This is a genomic window from Sphingobium ummariense RL-3, assembly GCF_000447205.1.
Taxonomy (GTDB): domain Bacteria; phylum Pseudomonadota; class Alphaproteobacteria; order Sphingomonadales; family Sphingomonadaceae; genus Sphingobium; species Sphingobium ummariense.
The window spans coordinates 69,838-84,560 of record NZ_AUWY01000039.1 but is presented as its reverse complement, the minus strand read 5'-3'; the positions used below and the strand labels follow the sequence as shown (position 1 = coordinate 84,560).

General features: G+C 67.5%; 14 protein-coding genes. 6 read left to right on the top strand and 8 right to left on the bottom strand.

What is annotated here, in order from left to right:
* The first annotated feature begins 43 nt into the window (after window positions 1–43).
* Both M529_RS29350 and greB read left to right on the top strand, forming a co-directional pair.
* A complete protein-coding gene (locus tag M529_RS29350) occupies window positions 44–2,155 on the top strand; it encodes a lytic transglycosylase domain-containing protein (protein ID WP_021316815.1) in 2,112 nt (703 codons plus the stop codon).
* A 20-nt stretch (window positions 2,156–2,175) separates the two neighbouring features.
* Window positions 2,176–2,661, top strand: coding sequence for a transcription elongation factor GreB (greB, locus tag M529_RS29345; protein WP_031294432.1), 486 nt, complete (start codon window positions 2,176–2,178; stop codon window positions 2,659–2,661).
* On the opposite strand, the gene M529_RS29340 is transcribed toward greB, so the two are convergent.
* Window positions 2,649–3,521 (bottom strand): LysR family transcriptional regulator, encoded by an 873-nt coding sequence (locus M529_RS29340; RefSeq protein WP_021316813.1) that lies wholly within the window; start codon window positions 3,519–3,521, stop codon window positions 2,649–2,651. The genes greB and M529_RS29340 overlap by 13 nt on opposite strands.
* A gap of 137 nt (window positions 3,522–3,658) precedes the next feature.
* Between M529_RS29340 and bla the strand changes: the two genes are divergently transcribed.
* On the top strand, window positions 3,659–4,444 hold the full coding sequence (gene bla, locus M529_RS29335; RefSeq protein WP_021316812.1) for a subclass B3 metallo-beta-lactamase: 786 nt from the start codon (window positions 3,659–3,661) through the stop codon (window positions 4,442–4,444).
* An 8-nt stretch (window positions 4,445–4,452) separates the two neighbouring features.
* Here bla and M529_RS29330 read toward each other — a convergent pair whose 3' ends face one another.
* From M529_RS29330 to aspS, 4 genes are all read right to left on the bottom strand, one after another.
* The gene (locus tag M529_RS29330; protein ID WP_021316811.1) at window positions 4,453–5,781 is read right to left on the bottom strand and encodes a methyl-accepting chemotaxis protein; all 1,329 of its coding nucleotides are present in this window, start codon (window positions 5,779–5,781) and stop codon (window positions 4,453–4,455) included.
* A 141-nt stretch (window positions 5,782–5,922) separates the two neighbouring features.
* Entirely contained in the window at window positions 5,923–6,705 is a 783-nt protein-coding gene (locus tag M529_RS29325) for a polyphosphate kinase 2 family protein (protein ID WP_021316810.1), read from the bottom strand.
* 26 nt (window positions 6,706–6,731) lie between these two features.
* On the bottom strand, window positions 6,732–7,367 hold the full coding sequence (locus tag M529_RS29320; RefSeq protein WP_152522532.1) for a hypothetical protein: 636 nt from the start codon (window positions 7,365–7,367) through the stop codon (window positions 6,732–6,734).
* A 228-nt stretch (window positions 7,368–7,595) separates the two neighbouring features.
* Window positions 7,596–9,380: an aspartate--tRNA ligase gene (gene aspS / locus M529_RS29315; protein ID WP_021316808.1), complete on the bottom strand. Its 1,785-nt coding sequence runs from the start codon at window positions 9,378–9,380 to the stop codon at window positions 7,596–7,598.
* A 129-nt stretch (window positions 9,381–9,509) separates the two neighbouring features.
* On the opposite strand from aspS, the gene rnd reads away from it, so the two are divergent.
* The gene (gene rnd, locus M529_RS29310) at window positions 9,510–10,676 is read left to right on the top strand and encodes a ribonuclease D (protein ID WP_021316807.1); all 1,167 of its coding nucleotides are present in this window, start codon (window positions 9,510–9,512) and stop codon (window positions 10,674–10,676) included.
* A 78-nt stretch (window positions 10,677–10,754) separates the two neighbouring features.
* Window positions 10,755–11,051, top strand: coding sequence for an I78 family peptidase inhibitor (locus M529_RS0124220; RefSeq protein ID WP_031294426.1), 297 nt, complete (start codon window positions 10,755–10,757; stop codon window positions 11,049–11,051).
* A 1-nt stretch (window position 11,052) separates the two neighbouring features.
* Here M529_RS0124220 and M529_RS29305 read toward each other — a convergent pair whose 3' ends face one another.
* From M529_RS29305 to M529_RS29295, 3 genes are read right to left on the bottom strand one after another with little or no spacing between them, the layout of a single operon-like run.
* On the bottom strand, window positions 11,053–11,826 hold the full coding sequence (locus M529_RS29305) for an alpha/beta fold hydrolase (RefSeq protein ID WP_021316805.1): 774 nt from the start codon (window positions 11,824–11,826) through the stop codon (window positions 11,053–11,055).
* Window positions 11,823–12,506, bottom strand: coding sequence for an HAD-IA family hydrolase (locus tag M529_RS29300; protein WP_021316804.1), 684 nt, complete (start codon window positions 12,504–12,506; stop codon window positions 11,823–11,825). The genes M529_RS29305 and M529_RS29300 overlap by 4 nt, the downstream gene beginning before the upstream one ends.
* A gap of 54 nt (window positions 12,507–12,560) precedes the next feature.
* Window positions 12,561–12,791: a LysR substrate-binding domain-containing protein gene (locus M529_RS29295; protein WP_021316803.1), complete on the bottom strand. Its 231-nt coding sequence runs from the start codon at window positions 12,789–12,791 to the stop codon at window positions 12,561–12,563.
* Window positions 12,792–12,908: 117 nt separating this feature from the next.
* Here M529_RS29295 and M529_RS29290 point away from each other — a divergent pair, with 117 nt between their 5' ends.
* Window positions 12,909–14,678 (top strand): tetratricopeptide repeat protein, encoded by a 1,770-nt coding sequence (locus M529_RS29290; RefSeq protein WP_021316802.1) that lies wholly within the window; start codon window positions 12,909–12,911, stop codon window positions 14,676–14,678.
* Window positions 14,679–14,723: the final 45 nt, after the last annotated feature.

The following is a 14,723-nucleotide window of genomic DNA, read 5'->3' as shown; positions in this document are numbered from 1 at the left end:
TATAGCGTGTCATTCAGGGCCTGATAAGGATGCAATTGCGATAATGTCCAGCATGCCGCCGTCCCGCCTTATCGAAAATTATGTGATCCGCCTGCCACTGGTCGCGATATTGCTGACGGCGGCCGGGGCCGGGGCTCAGACCGAAACGCCGCCGACCCCGCCGGGTTATCCTTCCACGGCGGTCGTGCAGCCGATCCCGGGCCAGGGTCAGGTCGTGAATGGCCAGTGGCGCCCCGGGCCACCCGCGGAAGGACAGTGGCAGCAGGTGCAGTCGCGCATCGGCGCGCCGACCGATGCGTCGATCGCCGCCACCATCAGCCAGTGGCGCGCGCTGCAGCAGAGCGACGGGCTCGGCTTTTCTGCCTATGCGAGCTTCATCACGGCCAATCCCGGCTGGCCGGGCGAGGACCGGATGCGTCGCCTCGCGGAAACAGGGATCAACCCGGACAGCTTCGACCCCAGGCAGGTGACGGCCTTCTTCGCCCGATTCCCGGCCCGCACGCCCGTCGGCAACGCCCGCAACGCCGTGGCGCTGATGCAGCTCGGCCGCATGGACGAAGCGCGGATCGCCGCGCGCAACGCCTGGACCGGGGGATCGCTCAGTCCTACGGACGAGACGCGGCTGCTTTCCCTCTTCGGCTCCGGCTTCACCACCGCAGACCATGACGCGCGCGCCGACATGCTGCTGTGGGGCAACGACACCGCCGGCGCGAACCGGATGCTGGCCTATGTCTCCCCCGCGCGGCGCCCGGTCTTCGCCGCCCGCATCGCCTTCCGCCAGAAGGCTCCCGATGCCGCGGTCAAGATGCAGGCAGCCGAGGCGACCGGCGGCGCAACGGATGCGGGCTTCGTCGCGGACAAGGCAACCTGGCTACTCAACACGGGCAACTGGGTTGCGGGCCGGCAATATCTCGCCAACCGCCCGGTGCTCGCCTATCGACCCGGCAATGCGGAGAAATGGTACGAGGCGCTGCTGACCCAGGCGCGCGCCGCCGCCAATGACAGCCAGTGGACCTTCGCCTGGGGCATCGCCAGCAAGCTGGACGATGCCTATGCCGGGGGCATCGACGTCAGCGACCGGCCGATCGGCGAGCGTGACGACTATACCAGCCTCGCCTGGCTGGCGGGCAGTACCGCCTTCTACAATCTCAACCGCCCGGCCGATGCGGTCGGCATGTTCCGCCGCTACGCCACCGCCGCCAAGTCGCCGCAGACCCGGTCCAAGGGCTTCTACTGGGCCGGTCGCGCCGCGCTATCGGCCGGCGATGCCGCCAGCGCCAGCGGCTATTTCACCCAGGCGGCCGCCTATCCCGACCAGTTCTACGGCCAGCTGGCCCTCGAGCGGCTTGGCCGGCCGGTGCCGCCGCCCGCCACAGTGGAACGCCCGGTGGAAATTTCCGCAGCGGAGCGCGCCGCATTCAATGCCCGGTCCGTCGTACGCGCCGTCCGGGCGCTCGGGCAGATGGGCTATTGGGAGGACCAGAGCAAGTTCGTGCGCGCCATCGCCAACACCGCCGACAGCGACAGCGATCATTACCTCGCCGCCGAGCTCGCGACCAGCCTCGGCCGGCCCGACATGGGCGTGATGGTCGGTCGCCGTGCCGTATCGAGCGGCCTGACCGGCTATGGCCAGAGCGCCTTTCCCCGCGTGCCCGTGCCGTCCATCGCGCAATCCAACTGGACGATGGTGCATGCCATCGTCCGCCAGGAAAGCCAGTTCGACAAGCAGATCGTCAGCCACGCCGGCGCGCGCGGATTGATGCAGCTGATGCCGGGGACAGCGCGCGAACAGGCCGCCAAGATGGGACTGGGCACAGGGTCGCTGAACGATCCCAGCTACAACATCATGCTGGGTTCGGGCTATTTCCAGCGGATGCTCGACTATTATGGCGGCAGCTATCCGCTCGCGGTCGCCGCCTATAATGCCGGGCCTGGCAATGTGAACAAATGGATTGCCGCCAATGGCGACCCCCGCTTGCCTGGCGCCGACATGCTCCGCTGGATCGAGCAGATCCCGATCTACGAGACGAAGAACTATGTGCAGCGGGTGCTGGAAAACGCCGTGGTCTATGAGGCAATGAACCCGGAACGCGCGCGGTTCCGTGGCACCACGGCGGTACTCAGCCGCTATCTGGGCAAGCAGACGCCGGGCTGAAATCGCGCTAGGGGATGGGGATGACCGTTACCCATCCCAATTACATCACGCCCGAGGGCTTTGCGAAGCTGCGCGCGGAATACGACCATCTGCTCGGCACCGAACGCCCGCGCATCGTCGAGATCGTGAGCTGGGCGGCCGGCAATGGCGACCGCAGCGAGAATGGCGACTATCTCTATGGCCGCAAGCGCATGCGGGAGATCGATGGCCAGCTGCGCCGCCTGTCCAAGAAGATGAAGGACGCCAAGGTGGTCGATCCGCGCCAGCAGCCCGACAAGGGCCGGGTCTATTTCGGCGCCACGGTCACCATCGCCGACGAAGATGACAATCATCGCACAGTGACCATCGTCGGCAATGACGAGGCGGACGCGAGCGCCGGGCGCATCGGCTGGGGCTCCCCCATTGCCCGGGCGCTGCGGGGCGCGGCGGTCGGCGACCTGCGGCGGGTAACGCTCCCGGCCGGCGAACGCGAATATGAGGTGATGGAGATCGCCTATCCGACTTGAGCAGTCGCCGCCAGCCAGCGCCGGAAGTTCGCCATCGCCGGACTGTCCGCCCGCGACATGAGCCGCGTCAGCCAGTAGCCGCCGGCGTCCACAACGGTTCCGAAAGGCTGGACCAGCCGTCCCGCGCGGAGATCGCCTGCAAACAGTGCCGGCGGCGCCAGCGCCACACCGCGGCCGGCAATCGCCGCAGCCACCATCAGCACCGAACTATCGAACACCGGCCCCCGCAATGGCGGGCACGCCGCGCCCGCGGCAGCGAACCAGCGCGGCCATTCCTCTGCGCGATAGGATCGCAGCAGCACCTCCCCCGCCAACGCTGCCGGATCGGTGAGCCGCGCCGCCACGCCCGGCGCGCACAACGGCGCCAGCGGCGCGCGCAGCACCGGCTCGGCATGGGTGCCGTGCCATGCGCCATCGCCGAAGCGGATCGCGAGGTCCAACCCTTCCCCTGCCAGGTCGGCACGGTTGTTGTTGGTGAGGATGCGCAGATCGACATGGGGGCAGGCCCGCTCGAAATCGGACAGCCGCTCCATCAGCCAGCCTCCCATGAAAGTGCCGACGACGCCCAGCGTCAACGCCTCGCGCGGGCGTCCGGACGCGATCCGGTCGAGCGCAGCCCCGATCCCGTCGAAAGCGCCACCCAGCACCGGCAGCAGCGCCGTCCCTTCGTCGGTCAGCGCCAGCCCGCGCGGCAGCCGCCGGAACAGCGACGCGCCCAGCCGCGCCTCCAGGCCCGCCACCTGCTGGCTGACCGCACCCTGGCTGACGCACAGTTCGATCGCCGCACGGGTGAAGTTCAGATGCCGCGCCGATGCCTCGAAGGCACGCAAGGCGTTCAGGGGAAGCTGTGCACGATCCATGGCTAGACATTAGCCAATCTCATGCCTCTGTCGAGAAATCATGCTTTGTGGCGGCAGACCTTCCCTCGCATCCTGCCCCTCACCGGAAAAGGGAGACGATCATGCGGGCGGCAACGTGGCTTTCCATTAGTGCATCTATGTTGTGGCTGGCGACGGCCAGCAACGCGGCCGGCCCGGCCAATGCGCAGCGCTGGCTTCAGCCCAGCGAGCCCCGGCGCCTGTTCGGCAACAGCTATGCGGTGGGTTTCGGCGACCTCAGCGTCGGCATGATCCGCACATCGGCAGGGCTGATCCTGATCGACGGCGGCGTACCCCAGGCCCCACGCGCCATCGAAGCGAACCTCGCCAAACTCGGCTTTTCCATCCGCGACGTGAAGCTGATCCTTTCCACCGAGCCGCATTCCGACCACGCCGGTGGCATCGCCGGTCTTGCACGGGACAGCGGCGCCACGGTGATGGCCAGCGCACCCGCCGCGCGCGTCCTGCGGACGGGCCGTGCGGACCCCGCCGACCCGCAGGCCGCATGGCTGGACGACTTCCCCGCCGTCGCGCGTCTGCGCATGGTGCGCGACCGACAGGCGATCCGGCTGGGCGACGTCACCGTGATCGCCGTGGCGACGCCGGGCCACACCATGGGCAGCATGAGCTGGCGCTGGCAAAGCTGCGAGGGCAGGCAGTGCCGGTCGATGGTCTTCGCGTCCAGCCTCAACGCCGTCGCGGCCGACGGCTATCGCTTCTCCAGCCCCGCTGGGAAACCTTTCGTCGCCGCCTTCCGCCGCAGCTTCGCCCGCATGCGGGCATTGCCCTGCGACATGCTGACGACATCGCACCCCGAACTCGACAGCGGCGGCGGCTGTCGCGGCTATGCTGACCGCGCCGAAGCCAGGCTGGACGCACGACTGCGGGAGGAAGCGGGGAAGTAGCCCCCTTTCTATCCCTCGCGAATCGCCGCCAGGAAGGCGCTGGCGCGCGCATCGAGCCGCCGCGCCTCGTCCGCCAGCCGGACGGCAGCGCTGCGAATGTCGCGCGTCCCTTCCGCGGCGGCGGCGCTGTTCTCGCTGATCTGGCTAGCGCTGGTGCGGATCTGGCTGCTTGAAGCGCCCGCCTCCGCCACGCTTTCGGCAATGGCGTTGCTGAACGCGCCATGCCGCGCGACCGCCTCGAACACGGAAGCGGACAGGCGCTCGGCCGTCGCCATGGCAGCGTCCATATGCGCATGGCCCTGCGCGACATGACCCACGGTCGCGCGGATATGGCCGATCCGTCCGGCGATATCGGCCGCCGCGTCGCGCGTCTGGCCGGCAAGCAGCTTCACCTCGCGCGCGACGACACCGAAACCCTGGCCCGCCGCACCCGCCCGCGCCGCCTCAATCCCGGCATTGAGCGCCAGCGTGGCCGTCGCCCGCGCGATCGCGTCGATCAGGGCCGTCACCTCGCCGATGCCGTCCGCCTGGCGGCTGAGCGCCTGGGTCTGCGCCGATCCCAGCCGCGTCTGCTCCGCGACCGTGCGAATGGCATCACCGGCCTTTCCGACCTCCGCCTCCATCGACTGGAACAGCATCGCCAGTTCACGCCCCGAGGCCGCGACGGCCGCCAGATTGTCGGCGGACTGCGACGCCGCGACCGCCATGCCGGCCGAATAGTCGCCATTGTCCGCTGCCCGCTCCGCCGCTTGCCCCGCCAGGCGGGACAGCATGTCCGCCATGCTCACCAGCTCGGCCGTCAGCGCCTCCACATCGGCGCGGAAGGTCGTGCTCTCCCGCGTCAGCCGCTCCAGCCGCTCGGCGCGGGCAAGCGCCGTCCGCGCGTCGCGCTCGGCGGTCAGCCGCAGCAGCAATGCGCCGCCGATCAATCCGGCATAGCGGCCCCGCTCGACCGCGATCAGTCCCTCGCATTGGGGCCCTTGCACAGTGAAGAGATCAATGAGCGCTTCGACCCCGGTGCCGCGCTCGACCACCGGACAGGAACGGACATGCTCGTCCAGCCGCCCGCCAAAACTGGGATTGCGCAACAGCGCATGGCCGAAGGGATTGAACAGGATGCGCCGCATGTCGCGCTCGTAGATTGCGCCGACGGGACGATCTTCCGCATCCAGCACGGGCAGGATGCGCAACCCTGAATCCTCCTGGAAGCGATCGACCGCGCGGCTGAGCGGCTCGCCCAGCCGGATCGTGGGACTGGTGGCCACCAGCGCCGGATCGGCATGCGGCGCGAGCGAATAAAAGGAGGATGGAGGGGTGGGCGGCGACAGCGCGAACATGGCGTCTGCTCTAGCCGGCAATGGTAAATGCCCGGTTAGGCTTTGATGACAGATTTATTACAAGCTATTGTTTTATATGATTTTTGCACAACAAGCAGAAAATAAGAACCCGTAACGATCTGCCTTCTTCGCAGACATGGCTTACGATACGCGATAACCGAACGCCTCCTGCGCCAGCTTCACCACCGCGGGATCGGCTTCGGGAAAGTCCATCGGCACGAGCTTCTCCAGCCGCTCGGCGACAGCGGTGAGCGCCGCGATCCGCCCTGCCTTGCGGTGGTTGTTGTCGATCACGTGCCAGGGCGCATGCTTCGTGTCGGTCCTGGCGAACATGGCGTGCATCGCGTCGAGATAGTCAGCGCGCCGCGCCCGGTTGCGATAGTCGTCGGTTCCGGTCTTCCATCGCTTCCACGGCGTGTCGAGCCGTTGCGACAGCTGCTCGTCCTGCGTTTCCTGGGTGATGTGGACGAACAGCTTGACGAGGTTGGCGCCTGCATCGATCTGTTGCTTCTCGAAGGCGTTGATCTCGTCATAGGCGCGCTTCCACTCCTTCCTCGAGCAGAAGCCCTCGACCCGCTCCACCAGTACGCGGCCATACCAGCTGCGGTCGAAGATCGCGATGTTGCGCCCGGCGGGCAGGCGCGTCCAGAAGCGCCAGAGGAAATGATGGTCGCGCTCCACCTCGCTGGGCGCTGCGATGGGGTGAACCTGATAGTAGCGCGGATCCCAGTCGGCGGTCATCCGCTTGATGATGCCGCCCTTGCCCGCCGCATCCCAGCCTTCCAGCAGGATGACGCTGCGCTGATCGTGAATGATATGCGCGACCTGGATCTTTGCCAGCCGTTCCTGCAGTGCCGCGAGCGTCGCTTCATAATCGCCCGCAAATTTCGCGCCCTTCTCATAGTCCGCAAGGTCGATGGTCATGCGCGGTCTCCGTCATGCAGGCAGGATCAGGTCACAACGATATATTCCTCGACCTTCACCGATTCCACATCGAGAGCGGTAGGCCCGTCCGCCGATTCTCGGCTTGTCACTGTGATCCAGAAATTATCGGCGTCGATCTTGTAGCAGCTCTTGCCGGCCGAGGCGGGGCAAAGCGCGACGCCGTTGAGCTTGCCGAGATCGTCCAGCATGGCCAGCGTTGCTTGGCAATCGAGCTTCTGCCCCGCCCGCCTATAGGTCTCGCAGGGCTGGACCAGCGCCGGCTTTGCCTGCACCGCTGCGGTCGCGACGCGGAATGCCAGCCATCCGCGAACCGCCGTTTCCGGGTCGGGAGCGGAGAACCATCCGCGATCGTCCTCATCGTCTTTCAAAGAACGACACTCGCCACGCCAAACGGATGTCGACGGAAGGCTGGCACTCATATTGAGGAGACTGGAAGTTGGCGCTTTCACGAAGCGGTATTGCCGGCTCGTTTCCACGCCAGAAGGTGCGACCGGCTCTCCTTCATAATCGTAATATTCGGTGTTCACCGGGGCGATGATCGGCGCATAATCGAGAATCAAGGTGTCGCGGGCGCAAAGACCCGGGATCGACGTGCCAACGCTCTTCGTAGTGAACCACATCGACCGGACCTGACGCATCATGCCCTTCGGAAAGCGACCCGAAGGCCGCAAGATCGACAGGAGTTCCTCCCGGGCGAGTCGATCAGCCGCACGGGGCGAAAGCGCACGCCGTTCGTTCGAGTTCAGTTTATCCGCTGCTTGAAGGGCGCTGCCGGTTGAAGCAATGGCAAGCAGCCATGCGATGAAGAATCGACAGCCCATGCGCCCTCCCGCTTCTTTCGACGGTAGAGCAGCCGCAGGCGGAAAAATCTACCCCTTCGCCTGCGGCTCCACCACGCGGATGTGGAGTTCGCGCAGCTGCTTGAACTCGGCGGGGCTGGGGGCGCCCATCAGCAGGTCTTCGGCGCGCTGGTTCATCGGGAACAGCGTGATCTCGCGCAGGTTCTGCGCGCCGCACAGCAGCATCACGATGCGATCGACGCCCGCGGCCATGCCGCCGTGGGGCGGCGCGCCGTACTGGAACGCGCGGTAGAGGCCGCCGAAGCGCTCCTCCACGTCCGCCTGGCTGAGGCCTACAAGCTCGAACGCCTTGACCATCGCTTCGGGCGACTGGTTGCGGATCGAGCCCGACGCGATCTCATAACCGTTGCAGACCATGTCATATTGATAGGCCTTGAGGGTCAGCGGGTCTTGGGTCTGCAACGCCTCCAGCCCGCCCTGCGGCATGGAGAAGGGGTTGTGCGCGAAGTCGATCTTCTTCTCGTCCTCGTCATATTCGTAGAAGGGGAAGTCGACGATCCAGCACAGTTCGAACCGATCCTTGTCGATCAGGTCCAGCTGCTCGCCGACCCGGATGCGCGCCAGGCCCGCCAGCTTCGCCGCCTGGCTTTCCTTGCCCGCCGCAAAGAACACGCCGTCATTGGGGCCGAGGCCGAGTGCCTCGATCAGCTTCGCGGTCGCCTCCTCGCCATGGTTCTTGGCGATCGGGCCACCCGGCACGCCATCCTTGATGTTGATATAGCCGAGGCCCGAATAGCCCTCGCCGCGCGCCCAATTATTCATGTCGTCGAAGAATTTGCGGCTGCCAGCCCCGGCACCCGGCGCGGGAATGGCGCGGATCACGCTGCCGCTCTCCACCAGCGACGCGAAGATGCCGAAGCCCGATCCGTGGAAATGCTCCGTCACGTCCTGGATGATGATCGGGTTGCGCAGGTCGGGCTTGTCGCTGCCATATTTCAGCATCGCTTCGGCATGGGGGATGCGCGGGAAGCTGCCGGCAGGGGTCACGGGCTTGCCGTCGGCAAACGCCTCGAACACCTGGGCGATCACCGGCTCCATCGTGTTCCAGACGTCTTCCTGGGTGACGAAGCTCATCTCCAGGTCGAGCTGGTAGAACTCGCCCGGCAGGCGGTCGGCGCGCGGGTCTTCGTCCCGGAAGCAGGGAGCGATCTGGAAATAGCGGTCGAAGCCGGCCACCATCAGCAGCTGCTTGTATTGCTGGGGCGCCTGCGGCAGGGCGTAGAACTTGCCGGCGTGGATGCGGCTGGGCACCAGGAAGTCGCGCGCGCCTTCCGGGCTGGACGCGGTCAGGATCGGCGTCGAATATTCGGTGAAGCCCGCATCCTCCATCCGGCGGCGCATGTCGCGGATGATCTGCGTGCGCTTGACGATATTGGCGTGCAGCGTCTCGCGCCGCAGGTCGAGGAAGCGGTAGCGCAGGCGGATGTCCTCCGGATACTCCTGCTCGCCGGCCACCGGCAGCGGCAGGTCCGCGGCGGCGGAGAGGACCACCGCGTCGAGCGCGCGGATCTCGATCTCGCCGGTCGGCAGGTTCGGATTTACCGCTTCCTTCGCGCGGGCGACGACCTTGCCCGTGACCGTCACCACGCTTTCGGCGCGCAGCGATTCGATCACCTTGAACACCGGTCCGTCGACCTCCGTGACGATCTGGACCATGCCATAATGGTCGCGCAGGTCGATGAAGACCAGGTCGCCATGGTCGCGCTTGCGGTGCACCCAGCCCGACACGCGCACCTCGTTGCCGACCTCGGCCGTCGTAAGGGCGCCGCAAGTGTGGGTGCGATAGGCGTGCATGGCGTTTTTGATCTTTCGGCTTCGTTTTACGGAAATGACAAACTGTTGCGGCCCCGCTATGGGCATGGGCGTCGAGGTTCGACGAGCCCGCCAGGGAGCGGGCCAGCCCATAATAAGATCGAAGACCATATGCAAATCCATCCGCTGATCACCGACAGCAAAACACTTGCCGATTTCTGCGCCCGCATCGCCCAATCCCCCTATGTCGCGGTCGATACCGAGTTCATGCGGGAGAACAGCTACTGGCCCGACCTCTGCCTGGTCCAGGTCGCCGACGAGCATGAAGCCGCCGCGATCGACCCGAAGGCACCGGGGCTCGACCTCTCCCCCCTGCTCGACCTTCTCGTCGACAATGAAGAGGTGCTGAAGGTCTTCCACGCCGGCGGGCAGGATATAGAGATCGTCTACAACCTGACCGGCAAGACCCCCCATCCGATGTTCGACACGCAGGTCGCGGCGATGGCGCTGGGGCTGGGCGAGCAGATCGGTTACGGCAACCTCGTCGACGCCTGGCTCGGCGTGCAGCTCGACAAGGGCGCGCGCTTCACCGACTGGGCGCGCCGGCCGCTCGACAAGCGCCAGATCGACTATGCGATCGGCGACGTCACCTATCTCATCAAAATCTTCCCCAAGATGCTGGAGGAGCTGAAGCGCACCGGCCGCGGCGACTGGCTGGACCAGGAGATGGAGCGCATCTGCGACCCTTCCAACTACGAGAACGACCCCGAGGAAGCCTGGCAACGCGTGCGCATCGCCAGCCGCAAGGCCGATGTGCTGGGGCGGCTGAAGGCGCTGGCCGCCTGGCGCGAGCGCGAGGCGCAGGACAAGGACCTGCCGCGCGGCCGCATCGTCAAGGACGAGACGCTGGCCGACATCGCCAGCCATCCGCCACGGTCGCAGGAGGATCTGGGCAAGGTCCGGGGTCTGTCCGCCACCTGGAAAACCAACGATATCGGCGCGCGGCTGATGGCGTCGCTTGCCGCGTCGCAACCGCTCGGCCGCGACGAGATGCCCGACCGCGAACCGCGCCGCCCCGGCTTGGGCAAGGATGGGGCGCTGGTCGCCGACCTGCTGAAGCTGCTGCTCAAGATCCGGTCGCGCGACATCAACGTCGCCGCCCGGCTGATCGCGCGCAGCGACGATATCGACGCGCTGGCCGCGGGCGTGCGCGAAGGCCTGTCCATTCTGGAGGGCTGGCGGTATGAACAGTTCGGCCGCGACGCCGTCGACCTGGTGGAAGGCCGCATGGCCTTTGCCGTCAAGGGCGGCCGGCTGAAAATGACGCGCACCGAATAGGATGGGGCCGACCTTATGATTTCCGCTGGCCATGGCACCGATAGGGAGCACCCCGCGCGACGGACCGCGCGAACCGCGATGCTATGGGCGACAGCGGCGCTCGCCCTTCCCCTCGCCGCCTGCGCGGGGGCCGGCACGCAGGGGCCCGCCTCCCCATCCGCTATGGTCGAAGGACCTTGCCGGAACGATGGTCTTGATCGCTTCGTGGGGCAGAAGGCGACGACGGCGCTGGGCGCGGAACTGCTCAAGGCCTCGGGCGCGCGGACGCTTCGCTGGGGGGCACCCGGCAGCGCGATGACCATGGACTTCCGCCCCGACCGGCTGACCGTCAGCTACGACGATCAGATGCTGGTCATCTCGGCGCGCTGCGGATAGGTCACCGCCGGCCGGCGGCTTCCAGGATCAGCCCCGCAATCGCACGAGGGTGGGAGATCAGCGACACATGGCTCGACTTGAGTTCGATCGTGCGCGCACCCATACGTTTCGCCATGAAGCGCTGAAGGTCGGGATTGATCGTCCGGTCCTCGGTCGAGACCGCATAATAGCTGGGCTTGGTCCGCCACGCCGCCTGGGTAGTGCGTCCGGCGAGCAGCGCCCGGCGGAAGGGCTGCTGCACGGCAAAAAGCGCCCGCGCCCGCGCCTCCGGCAGATCGCCGGCGAAATCGCGCAGGAAGGCCGCCTCGCTCAACCGCCCCTCGTCACCATCGAACAGGATGCCCGCGCTGGCGGGCGGGGCGGGGAATCGCGCGGCCAGCGCGGTATAGTCCTCCCCGGCGTCGGGCGCCCGCGCCGCGACATAGACCAGCGCGGACACATTGGGATGCACACTCGCTTCGGTCACGATCATGCCGGAGAAGCTGTGTCCCGCCAGGACCGTCGGCCCGTCCTGCCGATCGAGCACACGCCGGGCGGCATCGACCGCCTCCTCCAGCGTGGTGAGCGGGTTCTGTACCGAGGTGACGGTCAGGCCGCGTGCCTGCAGTAGCGGGATCACCTCGGACCAGGATGAGCCGTCGGCGAACAGGCCGTGGACCAGCACGACATTGCGTGCTTCACCGCCTGGCGGGGAAGCCGCCATGGTCCGCTCCGCCAGCACGGCCACGCCCGCAGCAAAGGCCGCCTTTCCGAACGTCCGCCGATCTACCGTCATGGCCTTTTCCCTTCCTGCCCAAGCGCCACAAGCGTCAAGGCGCCCGTGCTATCAGCCTCTACATGGAACGATACATAGTCCTGAACCACCGGATGGGGCGTTTCCAGTCTCCGCGGATGGGTCGCGCCGACGACAATGACTGTGGCTCCAGCCGCCTCCGCCGCAGCGATCCCTGCGGGTGCGTCCTCCCATATGAGGCAGTCGGAAATCGGCACGCCGAGCGCCCTCGCCGCCGCGAGAAAGCAGTCGGGAGCAGGCTTGCCGTTCTTCACATCCTCGGCGCAGACCAGCACGGCGGGGACCGGCAGCCCTGCCGCCCACAGCCGCCGGAGCGCCAGCCGCCGGGGCGCTGAGGTCACGACGGCCCAGCGCTCGGGCGGCAGCCCCTGCAGAAAGGGAGCCGCGCCGGGGATTGCAACCACGCCGGCGGTCTCGGCCACCTCCGCCTCGGTGATGGCAGCCGCCTCTTCCTCGACATTGATTCCCGCCGGCGCAAAGCGCCGCACGGTCTGCACCGCCTGCACGCCATGCATCACCCGCAGGATTTCGGCGGCATCCAGACCATGCCGCTCGGCCCATCGCGCCCATATGCGGTTGGCGACGGCGATGCTGTCCAGGATGGTGCCGTCCATGTCGAAAAGGAAGGCCGCAAAACCGCGCCGATGCAGAACTGCCGTCATCTTGCCTCCACGTCTTTCGGCTCCCGGATACTCTGTCGACATATGGCGCCTGCGTCAGCCCGAGAACAGCCCTGCGGTGGCGAAATGCGCGGCAAGAAGGTCAATCCAGGGGCGCACCAGCGGCGGCAGGCCGGTGTGCGTAGTGAAGATCAAATGGACGATGCCCTCCTGTCCTCGCCAGTCGGGAAGGACGCGCACCAGGGCGCCTGAGCGCAGATCCGCCACGCAGGCATGGTCGGGTAGCAGCGCCACGCCCAGCCCGGCGACCGCAGCGCACCGGATCACCTCGAAGTCGCCGCAGCTCAGCCGCGGATGGCTTGGTCACGCCCTTCCCTCTCCCATGAAAGGGAAGGGCATGATAATCTCCCGCCTTGCCTGGACTGTTCTTCAGGGGAAGCCGCCATGCGCCATCTGTTCAAGGCCGCCGCCGTCGCCGCCATCGGCCCTTCGCTTGCCAGCTTCGCACCCGCACCCAGCTTCTCGCCCGCCACGCTAACGGCGCTCGACCCCAGCCGCATTGCCGCATCGCTCTGCGGCGCGCGCCGTGCCGGATCGGCGTTTGCGCGGGAGATGCTTGTCGCCGCGGCGGTGGCGGCTCCGGCCAGCGCGGCGGCGCCGATCCCACTCTATGACGACCTCACCCGATCCCCCTTCCCCGTCACCACCGCCAACTCGCAGGCACGGCGCTATTTCAGCCAGGGCCTGCTCCTCACTTACGGCTTCAACCATGCGGGCGCCGTGCGCTCCTTCCGCGAGGCGCAGCGGCTCGATCCGGGCTGCGCGCTTTGCTGGTGGGGCGAGGCGGTTGCGCTCGGCCCCAATATCAACGCGCCGATGGACGACCGCGACCGCGCCGCCGCGCTCGACGCTATGGACCGCGCCATGGCGCTGCGCGACGGGGCCTCTCCGCTGGAGCGGGCGTTGATCGAGGCAGTGACGAAGCGCTATGCCCGCGACCCGCAGGCGGATCGCGCCGCGCTCGACGCCGCCTATGCCGATGCGATGCTGGACGTGGCGCGCCGCTTTCCGACCGACGACGACGTCGCGGTGCTCGCCGCCGAGGCGGCGATGGACACCACCCCCTGGAACTATTGGGAGGCCGACGGCAAGACCCCGGTCGGGCGCAGCGGGGAGGCGGTGCGTCTGGTTGAGGCCGTCCTGCGGCGCAACCCCGCCCATGTCCAGGCCGCCCATCTCCATATCCACCTGCTGGAGGCCAGCGACCCGCAGCGCGCCGAGGCGGCGGCTGACCGGCTCGGCAGCCCGATCGCACCCAGCGCCGGACATCTCGTCCACATGCCGGGGCACATTTACCATCTGCGCGGCCGCTATGCCGATTCGATCCGGGTCAATGTCGCCGCCGCCCGCGCCGACGAGGCCTATATCCGCGCCGCCGGGGACCACGGTCTGGTCCGCTACGGCTATTATCCGCACAATGTCCATTTCATCATGACCTCCGCACAGATGGCGGGTGACATGGACACGGCGATCCGGGAGGCGCGCCGCCTGCGCACCCTGCTCGATCCTGGGGTGTCGGCGCGGATCGCCTGGATCCAGGCGATCGACGCCGCGCCCTTCCTCGCCATGGCGCAGTTCGCCGCGCCCGAGGCCATCCTGGCCATGCCGGCGCCCGATGCACGCCTGCCTTATGCGGTCGCGATGCGTCATTATGCACGGGCGGTCGCCCATTCCCAGCGCCGCGACCGCGCCGGCTTCGACCGGGAGATCGCCGCCATTGCGGCGCTCCGCGCGTCCGACGCCTTCGCCGGCATGATCGGGCAGGGCGTGCCCGCCCCCGACCTCCTGTCGCTGGCGCAAGCCGTGGCGCAGGGCCGCTTCGCTGCGGCGCAGGGCAGGCAGGATGAGGCGATCGGCCATTATCGCAGGGCGATCGAGATCGAGCGGCGCATACCCTATCAAGAGCCGTCCTACTGGTATTATCCGGTGCAGCAGTCGCTGGGCGCCGCGCTGTTCCTCGCCGGCCGTCCCGACGAGGCGGCGCAGGCGTTCCGCGCCGCCCTGCGTCAGGCACCGCATAATGGCTGGGCGCTCTATGGCCTCGCCCGCGCCGAGGAAGCGCAGGCGCATCGTGCGGAGGCGGCGGCGGCGCGTCGGGCCTTCGCGAAGGCATGGCTGGGCAAGCCCGCCTGGCTGCGCATGGACCGACTCTGACCGCGCCCGGCGCGATCCCGAAGTAACAGGAGACGAAAAAGCGCG